An 18,791-nucleotide genomic window follows, 5' to 3' on the forward strand; every position below is an offset into this window, starting at 1 on the left:
TGCTGTAAAATAACCGCATATTATTGACAGACTCGCTATGGCGAGCAACACATAGAGCAACCACAATGGAAAACAAACTAACTGCAATCGACACCCTCGCTGAACTTGAAAGCTTTTTACTGCAAGTTGAAAACGGCGGCTTAGGTTTAACCGGCGTAGCAGGCGTGGGCATGGCAACTAACAATGCTGACGGCAGCCGTTTTGTCGCGGTGTTTGATGACAAGCAACAACTTTTATTAGCACGCGAAATTACCGAAGAGATTTTCCAAAGCGGCCAAGACATGGTGCGCAACGGCGTAGGGCGTAAGCATTAATTCCTTGCTACTAATCTAAAAAGCGCCAAATGGCGCTTTTTTTGTGGTTTATTTTAAACAGTTGTTAAATATAAAATAAATTTATACTAACGGTGCTCTTTGTAATGGTTTTACTATATAGAAACAAATAATCGATAAGGTGAGATTATGATGATTCAACCGTTATTAGGTGTTAGTTAGTATGGACTTTATTGCTATCGGACTTTTCTTTTTAGTCCTTCTAATCGCTTTATCTATTGTTTGGGGAACGCTAAAAACGGGAATTTCACCGATGATGAGCTCAAGCAAAGCGCGCCAAACTATGCTTGCTGCAATAAGCATGGATGAAAAAGGCGCATTAATTGATTTAGGTTCAGGTTGGGGAACGCTTGTTATACCGGTTGCCAAAAAGCATCCTAATAAACAGGTTATTGGCTATGAGTTATCGTGGTTTCCTTGGTTAATTTCAATGCTTTTTAAATATAGTTTAGGTTTAGATAACCTTACCCTCTATCGTAAAGACTTTAAAAATGCCGATTTTAGTTCTGCGTCTACTCTGGTGTGTTACTTGTTTCCTGGTGGTATGGTAGCGCTTGAAGAAAAGTTAAAACATGACGTAGTTAATAATAAAATCACTATTGTGAGTAACACCTTCGCTTTGCCATCATATAAACCAACTAACGTGATCAAGCTTAAAGATTTTTACCAAACACCGATTTATGTGTACCACTGGCAACCCAAATAGAGGAATATTATTTAGGGTCAGTGCTTAGTTGATGTCATATTTTTTATCCATAAGTTCATCTTCTCTGCAGACATTGGTTTGGCAATATAATAGCCTTGCCCATGATAGCAACCCATGCCTATAAGTACTTTTTCGAGCTCTTGTGACTCTATCCCCTCTGCTACTAGGTTATACCCAAATGCTTTACTTAGCGCCACGATACACGTAACGATGGACTTGTCTTCATGGTCTGATAGGAGCTTTTTAACAAAGCTTTGATCTATTTTTAATGTATCTAAAGGTAATTTTTTTAAGTAACTCAACGAAGCGTAACCTGTACCAAAGTCGTCTAGCGCAATACTTACCCCTAAATCGCGGCAGCCATTGAGAACGTCGACTGCTTGGTCAACGTTTCCAATTGTAGTGCTCTCTAAAATTTCCAATTCGAGGGTTTTTGGTTTTATATTATTAGTGCTGATGAGTAACTCTCTGAGGTTTTCAACAAAGCCCTCACTAAGTAAATGAGCTGGAGAGATGTTCACACTCATAGAAAGATGATTTCTTGTCCAAATTTTATGCTGTTTTAAGGCCTCAGCAAGTACCCATTCACCAATTAAAATACCAATGTGTGGATGCTCTAATGCCTCTGAAAAGTGACCAGGGTAAAGTAAACCCAAAGTAGGGTGATTCCAGCGTATTAAGGCTTCAACGCCAATCAACTGGTGATCCATCAAATTGACCTTTGGTTGATAATGAAGAATAAACTCTTTGCGAGCAATGCCTTTTTCAGCAGCCAATAATAAATCATGTTTTGCATGCCTTAGGCTTTCTTCTTCTGGATCAAAAAACAGAATTCGGTTTGTTCCTGATCTTTTTGCTTGGTACATTGTTTGATCGGCTCTGCGTAAAATGTCATCACAAGTTAAGCCATCATCACTGGGAAGTGCAACGCCGATGCTGACTGAAATTTGAACGGAGCACGAAAACTCTACTAATTTTATTGGGTCGTTTACCTCAATCAGCACCTCTTGTAACAGAGTCTCATATTCTTGTATCGTGTGCGCTGCCCCCCTTAATAAAAGGATAAACTCATCTCCGCCGATACGCGCGAGTGTATCTTCTTTGCGTAATGTGCTTTTTAGTCTTTGGGCAATAGTTTTCAAAACGAAGTCACCGGTTTCGTGACCGTATTTGTCATTAATGGGTTTAAAATTATCTAAATCTAAATAGGCTACGGCGAGCTTTTGCTCAGATGTAATGGCTTGTTGGAGTTGATCAATTAAAATAGGGCGGCTTGCTAAGCCTGTTAGGCTATCGTAGTGTGCCATGTCATGGAGTTTTTTTTCTAAGTTTGCGCGTTGAATGGAGCTAGATATAGAGTGTATCAACTGATCGCTTTTTAATTGATTTTTAAGTAAATAATCGCTTGCTCCTAGCCGCATAGCTTCTGCTGCTATTTTTTCATCTCCTAAGCCCGTGATCATAATCACAGCACAGTGGTTATTTTCAGTCTTTCTAATATTATTTAGCAGGGTAAGCCCCGATCCGATACCTAATCGGTAATCAACAATGACACAATCAAACTCACCATGTTCAAGATAAGACATCGAGCTTTCAATAGAGGATGCCTCTGAAATTTTCGCCTGTATATTTGAGCGAGATATCATACGACGTATTTGTTCTCTATCAACCGCATCGTCATCAACAATGAGTAGGTTAATACTGTCGCAGGTTTCAAAATTATCTATTGAAGTTATCATATCCATATCTCTTGCAAAATAGCTTATTCAAGCTCAACGGCATGTATATAAGCATCCATAAGTGTCGCTAATTTGGCAAACTGCGGGCCAATTGCATGTTTAACCATGTAACCTGCTACGTTGTTATGGTACGCGCGAGTACGATCGTTATCCTCATTGGAGGTCGTGAGTATAAATACAACAGTATCGTTTAATTTTTTATCTTTACGAATATGCTCTAAAAATTCAAACCCATTCATCACTGGCATATTCAGGTCTAGCAATACTAAGTAGGGCTCTGATATTACTTTTTGTTGTGCTTTTTCTCGTAACGCATCTAACGCAAGTTTTCCATTTTGTTTCCAAATTATTTTAATTTTAGGATCCACTTTTTTTAGGCTTCTTGTTACGGCTTCCGCGGCAACATCATCGTCTTCAACAAGCAGTATAGATAGATTTTTAATCATAAATTCTCTTTCCTTGCAAAGCGAGGCCACCAAACATGAAATGTAGACCCTTTTTGCGGTTCATTTGAGCTAACGGAAATGCGCCCACCATGAGCTTGTGCCAGACGCCGACTAATAGACAGCCCAATACCTGAGCCCGACTTATCATCAGAGGTTGTTTGAAATAAACTAAAAATACGTTCGTAAGCTTCTGGTGGTATACCGGGCCCATCATCAGTCACAGTGATATGGCAAAGCGTATTTTCTGCTACACAACGAATTTCTATAGTTCCTTCTTCACTGTCGTGATGTTTAATGGCATTACTTAACAAATTGCGAACAACGGTTTCAAGTGGCGTCCATGCAGTGACGATGGTATTTAATTGAATGTCTTTATGAAGCTTCATTCCAGCAGGTAAATCTAACAGTTCGGTAACGTTAGAAATTAATTTATGCATATCGATTACTTGAGTATCTTGGGTAGCTTTGCCAGCTCTTGCATAGGCCAATAAATTATCAATTAACGTCTCCATTTTATGAATACGATCATCAATACGCGTTAAGTTGTACTCTACTTCAGCCGTGGTAGTGCCTAAATCTTCTTTTATCCATTCAATTAAGTTTGAAATGCCACGCAATGGAGAGCGTAAATCATGAGAGGCCACATAGGTAAATTCTTTCAGGCTAGTGTTATTTTCTTTTAGCTCAGTTTCCATTCGTTTTCGTTCTGTTATATCTAACAACGAGACAAACACCATGTCTTCATCATTGGTATTTATAAAAGGGCTCAAGCCCACTTCAACGGGGAATTCTTTACCGTCTTTGTGTAACGCGGTTAAATCTCTGCCTACTCCCATACTTCTTACACTGGGTTCACGGTGAAATGAATGACGAAGTGCTGAGTGATGCCCTTGGTAGCGCTGCGGTAATAACATTTCCATTTTTTTATCGAGTAGTTCTATTTCACTGTAACCAAAAGATTTACATAACGATTGATTAACCGCTTGTATAATGCCTGCTTGGTCAACTATTAACACACCATGTGGCGCAGCCTGAATAGATCGTTGAAACATATTATTAGCGCGCAGCCTTTGCGATATATCAACCAGTGTGGCTAAAACTAATTCTTGTTGTCCTTGTATTGGGTTTAAACCTATTTCAATTGGGATTTGCTTACCATTTTTTTGACTCGCAAATAACTCACGGCCTTCACCCATTAAGCGTTTTCGAGGGTTAGCAAAAAACTGACTCATCAAGTGGGTATGATTGGCTTTAAATTGAACTGGAAGTAAATTATCTATGTTCATCCCTATGAGTTCTGAATCCTCATAGCCCAGTATTTCAGACAGTTGATTATTGGCAAAAAGGATCTGAGCATCAGTATTAACTACCATTGCCCCCATGGGTAAACAATTAACTAGTTGAGTTAAAAATGCTTTATCCATATTTACAGTTAAACTTGGTGAGTTAGATTTTTTATTTACTTTTTTAAGGTCCATCAAGCATCCCGCAAGTAAATTTAGTTCCTATAGCATAGTAATAGTCGAACAAGTAATGAACAGCAAATTTAGAGGAAGAACCTGTTATTTAAATGCCCATTTTAATAGTTTCTTCTTATATTTTAGCGAGTCATTATGGTTAAAAAAGGCACATTGATTTAGGATCGAGTTGGGGTATGTTGGTTTTAGTGCTTATTAAATATAGTTTGGATTTAAATAACCTAACTCTCTATTGCAAAGACTTTAAAAATGCTGATTTTAGTACAGCGTCTACTATGGTGTGTTACCTGATGGTGTGGCAGCGCTTGAAGAAAAGTTAAAACAAAACGTGCTTAAAAACAGCACCATTGTGAGTAACACCTTCGCTTTGCCATGATATAAACCAACTAAAGTGATCAAGTTTAAAGATTTTTACCAAACGCCTATTTATGTGTATCACTGGCTACCAAAATAAACTTTGCCTGAAGTCTTAACACATACGGTACCCGCTTTGTCGCCGTGTCGTATGCAAGCAAAGTTTTAGTCTGTGAAATTATCAAAGGATTTTTTAAGTGCTATTTTGTTATAGTTTGGAAGGTAGTTAAAAGCGATTACTGAACAGTTAAGAATTGTGATGTCTGAAGTCAAGATTTGACCCGTTTGCTTTTCTTACAGGGTCTATTTTCAATCATTCCAAGGGACTTCCGGGGAGATTAAGTGAGTAAAATTTTATTTTTTATATTGTTATTGGTTTGCTACCAAGCAAAAGGTAATTGTAGTGAGAATGTTACTTTAGATTTGATAAAAGATGATATTGACGCTCAGCAAGAGCTCGAATGGAAAGATGTTTCTAATGTACTAGAGCAAGGAATATTGCAGAATGACAGCACTGCCTATTTTCTATCTGGTTACGTTTTATATTTGGGAGCATATAAGCAAAATCCAGATTATAAAAAAGCTAAAAAAATGCTTTCAATTTCATCGTATTTAGGAAATATTAGAGCAAAGCATATCCTGGGTAGTTTTTTAATTACAAGTGAAAAAGCAGAAGACATATATGAAGGAACCAAGCTATTAGAGTCATCTTTTGAAAAAGGTATTTTAGATTCTAGTTTAAATTTATATTATGCATATCAACTTGGAAAATATGGTGATATTGCTTTTTTAAAAAACTCCTTACGTAAAGCGTCTGATGTGGGTGATGATGAGGCCGCTATATTATTAGGTCAATTGACTTTAGATGAAGCAATAAGAAAGAATGACTCAGAGTCGTTAGCTAAAATGGTTTCTTATCTATCGAACAGGGCTGAAAAGCGAGGTTTTTCAAATGATATGTATAAGAACTTATATTATCTTTTTTTCGGAATATATGGCCTGCGTGATTCCCCATTAAAAAATAGTATTTATGGGGATTATTATTTAAAAAAAGCGGCTGAAAATGGGCATGAACATGCAATAAAAATACTTAATCAAGGAAAGTCGTGAAGAAAAAGGTCAGCCATTAAAAAGTTCTTGCAAAAAAAGCAGATGTATTTTTTAAATTATTTATTTAAGAATCAAGAGTTTTTATTTTTAAACTCAATTTAAATAGAGTAAAAGAGTTAAACCTAAACTCCAGATATATAGTATCGAGTGGCTACTCACAGCTGCAATATCAATGACCTCAAACCAATACATCAATAATTAAAGCAGTTACGTGCTTCTTTATTATTTGAAAAGTATTTAACTGTGGGGTCACATAATCTCAATACCTTTGAAATCAAAAAAGCAGAAAAACAGTCAATAAATTGGTTGGTGCGATAAATGTGCGATATTTTTTATTATTAAATTAGGTAGTACGACAGGAAAATAGTTTTAACTAGAGAAAATAGAATTTAAAGAGGGATTAATGGTCGGTATGGAGAGATTCGAACTCTCGACCCCTGCCACCCCATGACAGTGCGCTACCAAGCTGCGCCACATACCGACTTCGACTGCAATAGTACGTGTATTTTTAAAAAAATCAATAAGCATTTGTTTGTTTGGATGTTTATTGCGCAAGCGTTTAATAATAAGCGCTTGCGCCAGAAGTTTTACACGGCTTTACTCTTTATTTAACCACTGGTTGATCGTGTTATACATTTCATCTCGTAGTATTGGTTGCGCAGTTTTGTTAGGGTGTAAGTTATCGTTTTGCATTAGCTCGCTTTTGCCTGCTACTTTAAGTACAAAAAACGGCATTAAATACGAGCCTGTGGCTTTGCTAACACTGGCAAAGCTATCGGTGAACATTTTACTGTAACGTGGGCCATAGTTAGGTGGAATATAAATTTCCATTAGCGCGGTTTGTGCATCTATTACTTGGCTTTTTTCAATTAGAGCGGTCAAGTTGTCTTGCATTTTAGTAACTGGAAAACCGCGTAGACCGTCATTAGCGCCAAGCTCTATGAGCACATGAGTTGGTTGATATTGCTCAAGTAATGCATCAAGTCTGCGCAGGGCGCCACCAGTGGTTTCACCGCTAATACTGGCATTAACTAAATTGATATTACGTTGCTCGGCATCGTATTTATCTTGTAACAATTGCACCCAGCCTTGTTCTTGTTTTAAGCCATAGGCTGCGCTTAAACTGTCACCAAGTATTAAAATCGTGTTGTTAGCTGCCGCAGTAAGCGGGTTAATAACTAAAAATAAAATAAATACAAAACGTAGGATTGAATGAGTCATATGTCAGCGCTTTCTCAATTAAATATAATTCAAGTAAATGGTTTGTCTAAAGTTGTATCTACCCTTGAAGGTGAGTTGTCCATCCTCAGCGACATCAGCTTTAATGTCAAGCACGGTGAGTCTGTTGCTGTTGTTGGCACGTCGGGCTCAGGTAAATCCACTTTATTAAGTTTATTAGCAGGGCTTGATACGGCAAGCAGCGGCGAAGTAATGTTAGATGGGGAGCCGCTGCACGAATTAGACGAAGAAGCGCGGGCCGCACTCAGAGCTGCAAAAGTTGGCTTTGTATTTCAGTCTTTTATGTTGGTACAAAGTTTAACTGCACTTGAAAACGTGATGCTACCAGCAGAGCTTGCAGGTAAAGAAGACGCCAAAGAACAAGCGCTCGCTTTGCTTGAAAAAGTAGGCTTAAGCCATCGGGTTGATCATTACCCGTCGCAGTTATCTGGTGGTGAGCAGCAGCGTGTTGCGATTGCCCGTGCGTTTGTGGGTTCGCCAAAAATATTGTTTGCCGATGAGCCATCAGCTAACTTAGATAGCAAAAATGGCCATATGATTGAGTCGTTATTATTTGATTTAAATAAGCAAAACGGAACAACCCTCATTTTAGTCACTCACGATGAAGCCTTAGCGCAAAAATGTGAACGCATTATTCAAATAGAGGCGGGGGAGCTGGTACAAAATTCAACAGAGGAAATGGCAAATGTGGGCTAAATTAGCGCTTAAACTATTTTCTCGTGAGTTTCGCCGTGGTGAACTAACCGTAATAAGCGCAGCCATTGCACTGGCGGTATTAACCGTACTTACCTTATCTATGGTAACTGAGCGAATTGCACAAAGTATTGCGCAAAAAAGCAGTGCATTTATAGCAGCAGATCGTGTTCTTGCCAGCAATCACGCCATAGATACCGCCTTTATAACCAAAGCAGAACAACAAAACTTACAAACTGCACAAATGGTGTACTTTGACACTATGCTGTTTGCAAACGATCAAATGCAGTTTAGCTCGGTAAAGGCTGCATCAAACAGTTACCCGCTTAAAGGCCAATTGAAAGTTAAGTCGGGTTTGAATGCTCAAACTGAGGTTGCACCCGGTGCGCCAAGCCCTGGTAACGTATGGTTAAGTGAGTCAGTTTTTTATAGCTTAAACATAAACGTAGGCGACCAAGTTGAATTAGGTGCCGCGTTATTTAATGTTGAAAAGGTGATTGTAGAAGAACCCGATGCGCCATTTAATGTGTTCTCTAGTAGCCGTAGGGTGCTCATAAACATAGATGATGTGGCAAAAACCGAAGTAATACAGCCAGGCAGTCGTGTATTTTACCGCCAGTTATATGCAGGTGATGAAAACGACATCAATAGTTTTTACGACTGGTTAAAGCCGCAACTCAAAGAAAACCAAAACTGGTATGGTGTAAAAGACCGCCAGTCTCCTATTTCAAATAGCTTAAACAGAGCCGAAAGCTTTTTATTGTTAGCAGGTTTGCTGGGCATTATATTAGCCGCGGTTGCTATTGCAGTATCGGCTAAGCGCTATTGTGAGCGCCAATATGACCCAGTCGCAATGATGAAAACCTTAGGTGGCAGCCGCGATATGATCCGCAAAATTTACCTTATGCACTTATTAATGGTGTGTACCATGGCGGTAGTCGTTGGCCTTGCTATTGGTTACGGCTTACAAGAAGTTGCAACTGGTTACCTTGCAAAAAGCATGGGAACCGAACTGCCTATGGCAGGGTTTAAACCGTGGTTAGTGGCTATTAGCACCGGGGTTATTTGTGCGGTTATGTTTTCTATTAAGCCATTGTTAGATTTATTTGATATTCCACCACTTAGAGTGCTTCGCCGTAATTTAGGCGACCGCCTTGCGGTAAGTAAAATCCATTTAGGGCTTAGCGCCTTAACGGTATTTTTATTAATGTGGTTATTTAGTAACAATATTAAAATTACCCTTATTTTATTTGCCTCAACGCTTGCGCTTATTTTAGTGTTGTTTTTAATTTCTAAATTAATATTTGGCGGGGGCCGAAAGCTTGGCTTAAAGCCAGGTAACAGCTGGTCGTTAGCTATTGCGTCTATTCAAAAACGCGCCAACGTTAATGCGGTGCAGCTAATTAGTTTTTCGCTAGCGATTAAATTACTGTTGTTTTTAATTGTGCTAAAAAACGACATTATTTCGGATTGGCAGTCTCAGTTACCAAGCGATGCACCTAATGCCTTTTTGGTTAATATTACGCAAAATGAGCTGGATCCGGTAAATGAATACTTAGCGCAAAAAGGCATTCAAGTGTCGGAGTTTTACCCAACGATTCGTGGCCGCGTGAATGCAGTAAATGGCGAAGCAGTAGCACGTGAAGTGTCATTGCAAGACAACGAGAAAAAAGACGAAGAAGCCCGCTCAGGCATTGGCCGCGAGCTTAACTTAACTTGGCTTGACGAAGTCCCTTCACAAAATGACATTATCGATGGCCAGTGGTTTGGCGATGACGCAGTAGCTGAGGCCTCACTTGAAGAGTCGATGATGAAGCGCCTTGATGTGAAAATGGGCGATACCCTCACGTTTTTAATTGGTGCGCAGTCGTTCGACGCTAAAATTACCAGTGTACGTAAAGTTAATTGGGCCACGCTTAAACCTAACTTTTTCATTATTTTAAGCCCTGATGTGTTGAGCAGCTTTCCGGCCACGTATATTTCATCAGTACGTATTGAGCCTGAGCAAAAGCGTGACTTTAGCCAGCTATTGCGGGCATATCCCACTATTACAGCGATTGATGTAGACAACTTTGTTAAACAAATTCAATCGACTATTGAGCAAGTGTCGTTAGCTATTGGCTTTGTATTGGCTATTGTGGTGTTGTGTGGCGCGTTGGTACTTATATCGCAGGTGCAAGCAAGCTTAGGTGAGCGCATGCAAGAAATTGTAATATTGCGTACGTTAGGCGCTAAAAGCCGATTAATAAAAAATGCCACCTTGTATGAGTTTTTATTACTGGGCGGTTTAGCCGGACTAGTTGCTGCATTTTTCAGTGATATAGCACTGTTAATAGTACAGCAGCAAATGTTTGATTTGGCAGGTAAGCTGCATCCTAATATTTGGGTTATTGGCCCCGTTGCTGGTGGCGTGTTTGTAGCAGGGTTAGGCTATTTTATGATTGCCCGTACGCTTAAACAAAATACTCAAGGCTTAGTGCGCGCTTTAGCGTAAACTTTGCGGCCAAATAGCGTTTAAATGCCTACTTTTTAAGTAGGCATTTTTGTTTTTGCTTTGTACTGGTAATTTATACAGTGCTCTGGCATTATTAGCACTATTAATAAATAACAATAATGAGAGTGCTGTTTGGCCATAATTTTAGGGATCGATCCGGGCTCGCGTTTAACGGGTTACGGTGTGGTTGCGCATCAAGGTGCCAAGTTTACATACTTAGGCAGTGGCTGTATTAAATTAGCCGATCATGACTTTCCCACCCGACTTAAAATGATTTACCAGGGCATTACGCAACTTATAGAGCAATTTTCGCCTGAAACATTTGCTATAGAAAAAGTATTTATGGCGCATAACCCTGATTCTGCTTTAAAGCTAGGTCAAGCCCGTGGTGCTGCGATTGTCGGTGCCTCTATGGCCGACTTACCGGTTTTTGAATACTCAGCACGGCAAATAAAGCAAGCCGTTGTGGGTAACGGTGGGGCAGATAAATCGCAAGTTCAACATATGGTTAAAAACATACTTAAACTGCCAGGTACGCCGCAAGCCGATGCGGCGGATGCGCTTGCAATTGCAATTTGCCATGCCCACTCTGAACAAAATTTAATAAAACTAGCGGGTAGCGCAAGCAAAACCGTTAGAGGACGTCTAAGGAAATAACAATGATAGGTCGCTTAAACGGCGTGTTAGTTGAAAAACAGCCCCCAGAAATACTATTAGAAGTTAGCGGCGTTGGCTACGAAGTACAAATGCCAATGACCTGTTTTTACGATTTGCCTAAAGTAGGCGACAACGCCATTGTGTACACTCATTTTGTAGTACGCGAAGACGCACAGTTATTGTTTGGCTTTAATAATAAAACCGAACGTGCGTTATTTCGAGAGCTGTTAAAAGCCAATGGAGTAGGGCCTAAATTAGGCTTAGCCATTTTGTCGGGCATGTCGGCGCAGCAGTTTGTAAGTTGTGTAAATAATGAAGATGCCACTGCCTTGGTTAAGTTGCCAGGGGTGGGCAAAAAGACCGCAGAGCGCTTAGTGCTCGAAATGAAAGACAGATTAAAAAATTGGGGTAATGACTTATTTACCCCATTTAGCGATAGCGCCGTAATAGAGCCTGCGAGCGATGCAACTATAGCCAATAATGCGGCCGATGATGCGGTTTCGGCGTTAGTGGCGCTCGGTTATAAATTGCCACAAGCGCAAAAAGCAGTAAAATCAGTAAGCAAACCCGATATGTCGACTGAGGTTCTAATTAAAGAATCTTTGAAATCAATGCTGTGAGTAAATTATGATCGAAGCTGATCGCTTAATAGATGCTGCTGAAAAAACCAACGAAGACACCATAGACCGTGCTATTAGGCCTAAGTTATTGGCCGACTATCGTGGTCAGCCGCATGTTAAGCAACAAATGGAAATATTTATTGAAGCTGCGCGCAGTCGTAGCGAAGCGTTGGATCACTTATTGATATTTGGCCCACCAGGCTTAGGTAAAACCACGCTTGCTAATATTGTGGCGAACGAATTAAACGTAAATATTAAAACCACCTCTGGTCCTGTGCTTGAAAAAGCGGGCGATTTAGCCGCATTGCTCACTAACCTTGAAGAAGGTGATGTACTGTTTATTGATGAAATTCACCGTTTGAGCCCGCAAGTTGAAGAAATACTCTACCCGGCAATGGAAGATTACCAGCTCGATATTATGATAGGTGAAGGCCCTGCAGCGCGCTCTATTAAGCTTGATTTACCCGCATTTACACTCATTGGTGCAACTACCCGTGCGGGATCATTAACTTCTCCACTGCGTGACCGTTTTGGTATTGTGCAGCGCTTAGAGTTTTACTCTGTGGAAGACTTATCGCATATTGTGGGGCGCTCAGCGCATTATCTTAGTTTAGAAATGTGTGACGATGGCGCGGCCGAAATAGCCAAACGTTCGCGCGGTACGCCACGTATTGCAAATCGTTTATTGCGCAGAGTGCGCGATTACACCCAAGTAAAGTCAGACGGTACGGTTAATGCTGAGGTGGCCCAACAAGCCCTCGACATGATTGACGTTGATAAAAGCGGTTTTGATTACATGGATCGTAAATATTTACTCGCCATCATCGAAAAGTTTATGGGTGGCCCTGTTGGCCTTGACAACTTAGCCGCGGCAATAGGCGAAGAGAAAGAAACCATAGAAGATGTGATTGAACCCTTTTTAATTCAACAAGGATTTATTCAGCGTACGCCGCGAGGGCGAATTGTCTCTGATAATGCGTACCACCATTTTGGCTTGTTACCTAAAAAAGATTAAATAACCAGAATAACTAGACTCTTTCTAAAGCCACTGTCATTTTAACGACAGTGGCTTTTTAGTATGAGCAAAAGCTAAATTTAGACGTATTTTACTTTGCCAATAATTCACTGAGCGTTAAGACATATCAGGCTATTGTGCGCCTGCTGTAACGTTACTGAGGCCGAGTGTAGCTGATTTGACAAATTGCGGGCAAAAAAAAGCCCGCAAATAATGCGGGCAAACAACAAGTTTAAGGAAGTAATCTAGGGAACTACGTTTTACTTATTGAGGTCATACCCCAAGAAGTAAAAAAGTAATACGAAATAAATCATATTACGAAGAACTGGATTCAATGAAATAGCTTTCATTTAATGCGCTAGCTCGGTATGGGAGAATAATACCGAAGCGGCAGAATTTGTTCAAACTAGAAAATTTATATTTTCAGATTAAAAAAACTAATAGCAGGGGTTTTCTGTTTTTACTTAATGTTGCATGTTAATTAACCATTAATTCTATAAGTTAATGAAATGCTTTGTTTATGTATATTAACATATAAACGTTCGGTATTAGTTTTACTATTACGTTAAGGTAAGTGTGTAGTGTTTATGAGTGCTTATGCATTAATTTTGAATAAACAGCGTATTTTTGTGACTCTTTAGTGAAATTAAGCGGGCTTACAGATAGCTTTATTGTTATTTATTTATACAGTAAAACAAGAGTTAAGTAGTAAAACTATTTTTTTAACGTTTTTTGTTGGCTATTCACAGCAATATCGTTGTCAGCAGTAAATACACTAGATACACTAGCTGAACTTTAATGGTGGCTAATGTGTTACAAAGTTACCTTACTCAAATAAATCAATTTGATGTTTTTAATTATTTAGGAGTTTAACGTGGGATCAGGGCTTAATTTTTTAGATCTAATTCTAGAAGCCAGTTTGCTTGTGCAATTAGTAATGCTAGCGTTGGTTGCTATGTCGGTTATGTCGTGGGCTATTATTTTTCAACGTAAAAAAGCCATCTCTGACGCCTTAGCAAATGCCAAAAAATTTGAGCAACGTTTTTGGTCTGGTGTTGACTTAAGTAAGCTATATAACGAAATTTCATCACGCGGTGGTCAATCAACGGGTATTGAAGCGTTATTCACCTCAGGTTTTAAAGAGTTTGCACGCCACAAAAAAAATACCTTTCAAAGTGCAGGCATTGTTATGGAAGGCACGCACCGTTCAATGCGGGTTGCGCTTTCTCGTGAAATAGAAAAACTAGAATCAAGCTTATCGTTTTTAGCAACCGTTGGGTCAATTAGCCCTTACATAGGTTTGTTTGGTACAGTATGGGGTATTATGAATGCCTTTATTGCCTTAGGTGAAGTAAAACAAGCAACCTTACAAATGGTTGCACCAGGTATAGCAGAAGCTTTGATTGCAACAGCGATGGGTTTATTTGCGGCTATTCCTGCCGTTATTGCCTATAACCGATTTGCTAATAAAGTTGAAAAGTTAGAATCTCATTACATTAACTTTATGGAAGAATTTGCCAATATTTTACACCGTCAAGCAGCTACCCAAATAGAGGCTCAAGCGAATGTACCAGCGTAAAAAGCGTCGCCCAGTCGCAGAAATTAATGTAGTACCATACATTGATGTAATGTTGGTGTTGCTTATTATATTTATGGCCACTGCGCCATTGATAACCCATGGCGTAAAAGTAGACCTACCAAAAATGGAAGAGTCAGACTTGGTTGATACCAAAGATACGCCGCCCATTATTGCCTCTATTGATTCGCAAGGTAAGTATTATGTAAGCATAGGTACTGATCCGGAAGAGCCAATGGAAGCATTAGATGTAGCCGCTGTAATTAAACTACAACTAATGAAAAACCCTGATACTCCAGTAATGATTAAAGGCTCAGGCAAAGTGTCGTATCAAGAAGTGTTACTGCTTATGGATTTTTTGAAGAATGCAGGTGTACCATCGGTAGGCTTAATGACCGAATCCTTTGAGGGGACCAAGTAGTCATATGAATACGTCGTTAATCAAATCAGTAATACTGCATTTAGCATTAGGGGGATTTTTGTATGCATCAGCAAACATTCATCCACCTAAACCTAAAGTAATGGAAGTGACGCTTAATGCCGCCATTCCTGAGCCAGAAAATGCGGTGTCTGCTGTGACCGTGGATCAACAGCAGGTTGAGCAAAAAATTGCTGAGTTACGCAAAAAAGAAGAAGATAAAAGGCGCGCTGAAGATAAACGCATTCGTGATTTAGAACGCCGCGCAGCAGACGCACGTAAGCAAAGTGAATCTGAAGCAAGACGCATTAAAAAGCTAGAGCAGCAGCGCAAAGCTAAAGAGAAAGAAAGAGCTGAAGCCGAAGCTCAAGCTAAAAAAGCCCGCGAAATAGAACAACGTGAGCGAGCAAAGGCCAAACAAGCGCAAAAGCAAAAGCAAGAGGCTGAAGATGCTGCTAAAGCGGCTGCCGACAAACGCAAAGCCGAAGAAGCCGCGCTTAAAAAAGCGGAAGAAGAGCGTAAAAAACGTGCTGAAGAAGCCGAGCGTAAACGTCAGCAAGCATTGCAAGAACAAATACTGCAAGAGCAACTTGCCAAAGAGCAGGCTGCTCGTAATAAAATACGTCAACAGCAAGTAGTGAGTGAAGTTGATAAATACCGTGCATTAATTATGGCGCGTATTCAGCAAAACTTATTAATTGATGAAAAAATGAAAAACCAGCAATGCCGCATTAATCTCCGTCTTGGGTTTAATGGCTTGGTTACGCAGGTTAAGTCGTTAGGCGGTGATAAGTTAGTGTGTGAAGCTGCTTTAAGAGCGGTTCGCATGGCTGACACATTACCGGTATCGAAAGATAAAGACGTATTCGAACAATTAAAGAATATTAATATAACCATCGCGCCAGAGTTTTAAGGGATGACATGTTTAACAAAATTAAAATAGCCTGTTTAGTTTTAATATTAGGGTTTCAGGGCGTTGCACACGCGGCACTTGAAATTGTTATTACTGAAGGAATAGACGGTGCAAGACCGATTGCGATTGTGCCTTTTAAATACCAAGGTATTGGCCCTATTCCAGAGCAGCTTAGCGATGTTATTGCTGCTGATCTAATGCGCAGTGGTAAATTTAAGCCAGTTAGCGTTTCACAAATGCCTCAACAACCACATAAAGACGGCGATATTGATTACGGCGCTTGGGTTAATAAAGGCGTTGAAGCGGTTTTAGTGGGTGAAGTAGAACAGCAAACCAACGGACGTTACTTAGTACGTTATGAGCTTGTTGATGTTATTCGCGGCCAAATTACTGGCGGTGAAACACAAATGATGAGCAACGGTAAGCTTGTTCAAAGCCAAGACCATATTTTAGAAGCACGTCAAAGCGTAATTGGTGAAACTGGATTTCGTCGATACTCGCACCGCATTAGTGATGTTATTTATGAAAAGCTAACTGGCGAAAAAGGCGCGTTTTTAACAAAAATAGCCTATGTTATTGTACGTGATACCGAAGAAAAGCCTTATCAGTTAGTGGTTGCTGATTACGATGGTTTTAATGAACAAGTATTATTGCGTTCAAAAGAGCCATTAATGTCACCGGTTTGGTCACCTGACGGTACTAAGTTAGCGTATGTAACCTTTGAAAATCGCCAGAGCCAAATTTACATTCAAGACATTTATACTGGTAAACGCGAATTGATCACCAGCTACAAGGGAATTAACGGCGCGCCGCAGTTCTCGCCAGATGGTAAAAAGTTACTGCTAGTGCTGTCAAAAGATAAAACTGGTGCAACTGAGGTTTACTTATTAGACTTACTAACACGTAAAGAGACGCGATTAACACGCCATCGTAGTATAGATACCGAACCTTCGTGGTACCCAAATGGTGAAGATATAGTATTTACGTCGGAAAGGGGTGGTAATGCTCAGATTTATAAGTTAAATTTAAAAACTGGCAGAACGCAAAGATTAACCTTTGACGGTGACATGAACCTAGCGGGTTCTATTTCGCCAGACGGAAAAGAATTAGTGATGGTAAACCGTACTAACGGACAGTATCATCTTGCTAAGAAAGAGTTGGCTACAGGTGCGTTTCAAGTTTTAACACGAACTCGCCTTGACGAATCACCGAGCATAGCGCCGAATGGCTCGATGATTATATACAGCACGCTCCACAATAATAAACAGGTACTTGCGCTAGTATCGATGGACGGCCGTTTTAAAGCACGTTTACCTGTGCTTGATGGACAAGTAAAGGCACCGGCTTGGTCGCCATATTTACAGTAATAATTGCTGGTTTACTCAAAATAGGAATCTACTCAATGCAACTTAACAAAATACTTAAAGGCCTGCTAATTGCTGTGCCAGTAATGACACTAGCAGCTTGTAGCTCATCTTCAGATATCGACGAAAATGCAGCTAACCAGTCAAACCAAGCAACTGTTGAGCAAACAACAACGGATACAGTTGAAGTAGCCACAATGACGCCAGAGCAACAAGCAGAAGAGCAACTTCGTCAAAAGTACGAAGCGCTTCGTCAAGAGCAAATTATCTACTTTGACTTTGATAAAGCGACAGTTGAAAGCAAATATGCAGACTTACTTCGTGCACACGCTGAGTTTTTAGTTAAAAATCCTTCTGTTAAAGTATTAATTGAAGGCCACGCAGATGAGCGCGGTACGCCAGAGTACAACATTGCACTTGGTGAGCACCGTGGACAAGCAGTTGAAAAATACCTACAAAGCTTAGGTGTTTCTGCAAGCCAAATGTCAGTAGTTAGCTACGGCGAAGAAAAGCCAATGGTTAAGACTCGCACAGAAGCAGCTTTCGCTAAAAACCGCCGTGCGGTACTAGTTTACTAAGATAAGAGATATTATGAAGCCGAAAATTATTTTGGCAGCCATGATATTGAGCGGGAGCACCCAGTTAATGGCTGCTCCCGCTCCTGTTTCAGAAGCTGCAAGTTCACAGTCAAGCATTGAAAAGCGTTTAGCAACACTTGAAAGTATGATGCAACAGCGTAATTTTTTACAAGTAGAGTTACAGCAACAGCTCAATTTACTGCAAGATGAAGTTAGTCAAATACGCGGAGTAACTGAAGAGCAAAGCTATAAGCTTGAAAAAGTACTCCAGCGTCAACGCGAGCTTTATCAAGAAATTGAGAACCGTGTTAGCCAAGCTTATGCAAAGCCGACGGCTCCAGCGCCTACAACAGACTACACACAGCCTAGTAATGAGCAGAGCTACAGCAGTGATTTATCTGAAAACGAAGCGTACGAACGTGCTGTTGCGCTTATAATGAAAGATAAACGCTACGACCAAGCTATTCCAGAATTTCAAGCGTTCTTAACAACGTATCCAAATTCAGTGTACACCTCAAACGCACATTATTGGCTGGGACAACTATTAACGATTAAAAATGACGGTGTAAAAGCAGCCGAGCACTTTAAAGTAGTTGTTAACGAATTTCCAAATTCAAATAAACGCCCAGATGCGATGTTAAAGCTTGGTACACTTTTACAAGAGCAAGGTTTGAAGGCAGAAGCACAAAAAATACTGAATGAGCTTATCAATCAGTACCCAAGTACAACTGCTGCTAAATTAGCCACAGAACGCTTATCAAAATAAATGTTGATGCTTGATTAGACTGCTTTTTGTCATAAGCGGTCTAAAATTGCTCAACTAGACATAAAAACTTAAAAAAAGAGACAATTTCGGTTGCACTCATTTTATAAATAAGTATTATAAGCGCCCGCAGCAAACGAATGGTAACCCCACTCGAAATGCGACAAAAAGAGCGGGTCATTAGCTCAGTTGGTAGAGCAGTGGACTTTTAATCCATTGGTCGATGGTTCAAGTCCATCATGACCCACCATTCTTTTTTATATTTAGAATGGTCTATTCGGCGGATTTACGCGTAC

General features: G+C 40.0%; 18 protein-coding genes and 2 tRNA genes. 15 read left to right on the plus strand and 5 right to left on the minus strand.

The features are described 5' to 3' along the window. The first annotated feature begins 65 nt into the window (after nt 1–65). The gene (locus QL986_RS16455; protein WP_008114111.1) at nt 66–314 is read left to right on the plus strand and encodes a hypothetical protein; all 249 of its coding nucleotides are present in this window, start codon (nt 66–68) and stop codon (nt 312–314) included. A 181-nt stretch (nt 315–495) separates the two neighbouring features. Beyond that, nucleotides 496–1,038, plus strand: a complete 543-nt coding sequence (locus QL986_RS16460; protein WP_024601160.1) for a methyltransferase — start codon at nt 496–498, stop codon at nt 1,036–1,038. A gap of 17 nt (nt 1,039–1,055) precedes the next feature. On the opposite strand, the gene QL986_RS16465 is transcribed toward QL986_RS16460, so the two are convergent. Genes QL986_RS16465 through QL986_RS16475 form a run of 3 tightly spaced genes read right to left on the minus strand, consistent with a single transcriptional unit; the run spans nt 1,056 to nt 4,701 of the window. Next, a complete protein-coding gene (locus tag QL986_RS16465) occupies nt 1,056–2,777 on the minus strand; it encodes a GGDEF domain-containing response regulator (protein WP_290191721.1) in 1,722 nt (573 codons plus the stop codon). Nucleotides 2,778–2,800: 23 nt separating this feature from the next. Beyond that, the gene (locus tag QL986_RS16470) at nt 2,801–3,223 is read right to left on the minus strand and encodes a response regulator (protein ID WP_013464629.1); all 423 of its coding nucleotides are present in this window, start codon (nt 3,221–3,223) and stop codon (nt 2,801–2,803) included. Beyond that, nucleotides 3,220–4,701: a PAS domain S-box protein gene (locus tag QL986_RS16475; RefSeq protein WP_290191722.1), complete on the minus strand. Its 1,482-nt coding sequence runs from the start codon at nt 4,699–4,701 to the stop codon at nt 3,220–3,222. The genes QL986_RS16470 and QL986_RS16475 overlap by 4 nt, the downstream gene beginning before the upstream one ends. 696 nt (nt 4,702–5,397) lie before the next feature. Here QL986_RS16475 and QL986_RS16480 point away from each other — a divergent pair. Further along, nucleotides 5,398–6,165: a hypothetical protein gene (locus tag QL986_RS16480; protein WP_290191723.1), complete on the plus strand. Its 768-nt coding sequence runs from the start codon at nt 5,398–5,400 to the stop codon at nt 6,163–6,165. A gap of 404 nt (nt 6,166–6,569) precedes the next feature. Here the strand turns inward: QL986_RS16480 and QL986_RS16485 are convergent. Next, nucleotides 6,570–6,646, minus strand: a tRNA-Pro gene (locus QL986_RS16485). A gap of 116 nt (nt 6,647–6,762) precedes the next feature. Continuing rightward, entirely contained in the window at nt 6,763–7,386 is a 624-nt protein-coding gene (locus QL986_RS16490; RefSeq protein ID WP_024601157.1) for an arylesterase, read from the minus strand. On the opposite strand from QL986_RS16490, the gene QL986_RS16495 reads away from it, so the two are divergent. From QL986_RS16495 to QL986_RS16550, 12 genes are all read left to right on the plus strand, one after another. Next, nucleotides 7,387–8,100 carry an ATP-binding cassette domain-containing protein gene (locus tag QL986_RS16495; protein ID WP_008114127.1) on the plus strand — a complete coding sequence of 238 codons (714 nt, stop codon included), beginning with the start codon at nt 7,387–7,389 and terminating at the stop codon, nt 8,098–8,100. Continuing rightward, on the plus strand, nt 8,090–10,591 hold the full coding sequence (locus QL986_RS16500; protein WP_290191724.1) for an FtsX-like permease family protein: 2,502 nt from the start codon (nt 8,090–8,092) through the stop codon (nt 10,589–10,591). Before QL986_RS16495 ends, QL986_RS16500 begins: the two co-directional genes overlap by 11 nt. 132 nt (nt 10,592–10,723) lie before the next feature. Continuing rightward, a complete protein-coding gene (ruvC, locus tag QL986_RS16505; protein ID WP_008114131.1) occupies nt 10,724–11,248 on the plus strand; it encodes a crossover junction endodeoxyribonuclease RuvC in 525 nt (174 codons plus the stop codon). 2 nt (nt 11,249–11,250) lie between these two features. Further along, complete coding sequence (gene ruvA / locus QL986_RS16510) at nt 11,251–11,868, plus strand: Holliday junction branch migration protein RuvA (RefSeq protein ID WP_008114133.1); 618 nt, start codon at nt 11,251–11,253, stop codon at nt 11,866–11,868. Between the two features lie 7 nt (nt 11,869–11,875). Then, on the plus strand, nt 11,876–12,883 hold the full coding sequence (gene ruvB / locus QL986_RS16515; RefSeq protein ID WP_013464636.1) for a Holliday junction branch migration DNA helicase RuvB: 1,008 nt from the start codon (nt 11,876–11,878) through the stop codon (nt 12,881–12,883). Nucleotides 12,884–13,757: 874 nt separating this feature from the next. Then, on the plus strand, nt 13,758–14,462 hold the full coding sequence (gene tolQ / locus QL986_RS16520) for a protein TolQ (protein ID WP_016899821.1): 705 nt from the start codon (nt 13,758–13,760) through the stop codon (nt 14,460–14,462). Further along, entirely contained in the window at nt 14,449–14,880 is a 432-nt protein-coding gene (tolR, locus tag QL986_RS16525; protein ID WP_016899822.1) for a protein TolR, read from the plus strand. The genes tolQ and tolR overlap by 14 nt, the downstream gene beginning before the upstream one ends. Before the next feature lie 4 nt (nt 14,881–14,884). Next, the gene (tolA, locus tag QL986_RS16530; protein ID WP_013464639.1) at nt 14,885–15,790 is read left to right on the plus strand and encodes a cell envelope integrity protein TolA; all 906 of its coding nucleotides are present in this window, start codon (nt 14,885–14,887) and stop codon (nt 15,788–15,790) included. Between the two features lie 8 nt (nt 15,791–15,798). Continuing rightward, the gene (gene tolB, locus QL986_RS16535) at nt 15,799–17,157 is read left to right on the plus strand and encodes a Tol-Pal system beta propeller repeat protein TolB (protein WP_013464640.1); all 1,359 of its coding nucleotides are present in this window, start codon (nt 15,799–15,801) and stop codon (nt 17,155–17,157) included. A gap of 35 nt (nt 17,158–17,192) precedes the next feature. Beyond that, complete coding sequence (pal, locus tag QL986_RS16540) at nt 17,193–17,732, plus strand: peptidoglycan-associated lipoprotein Pal (protein WP_013464641.1); 540 nt, start codon at nt 17,193–17,195, stop codon at nt 17,730–17,732. Nucleotides 17,733–17,745: 13 nt separating this feature from the next. After that, nucleotides 17,746–18,498, plus strand: coding sequence for a tol-pal system protein YbgF (gene ybgF, locus QL986_RS16545; RefSeq protein ID WP_013464642.1), 753 nt, complete (start codon nt 17,746–17,748; stop codon nt 18,496–18,498). A 171-nt stretch (nt 18,499–18,669) separates the two neighbouring features. Then, nucleotides 18,670–18,745, plus strand: a tRNA-Lys gene (locus QL986_RS16550). The last annotated feature ends 46 nt before the right edge of the window (nt 18,746–18,791 follow it).

Source organism: Pseudoalteromonas sp. APC 3250 (assembly GCF_030407915.1).
Classification (GTDB): Bacteria; Pseudomonadota; Gammaproteobacteria; order Enterobacterales; family Alteromonadaceae; genus Pseudoalteromonas; species Pseudoalteromonas tetraodonis.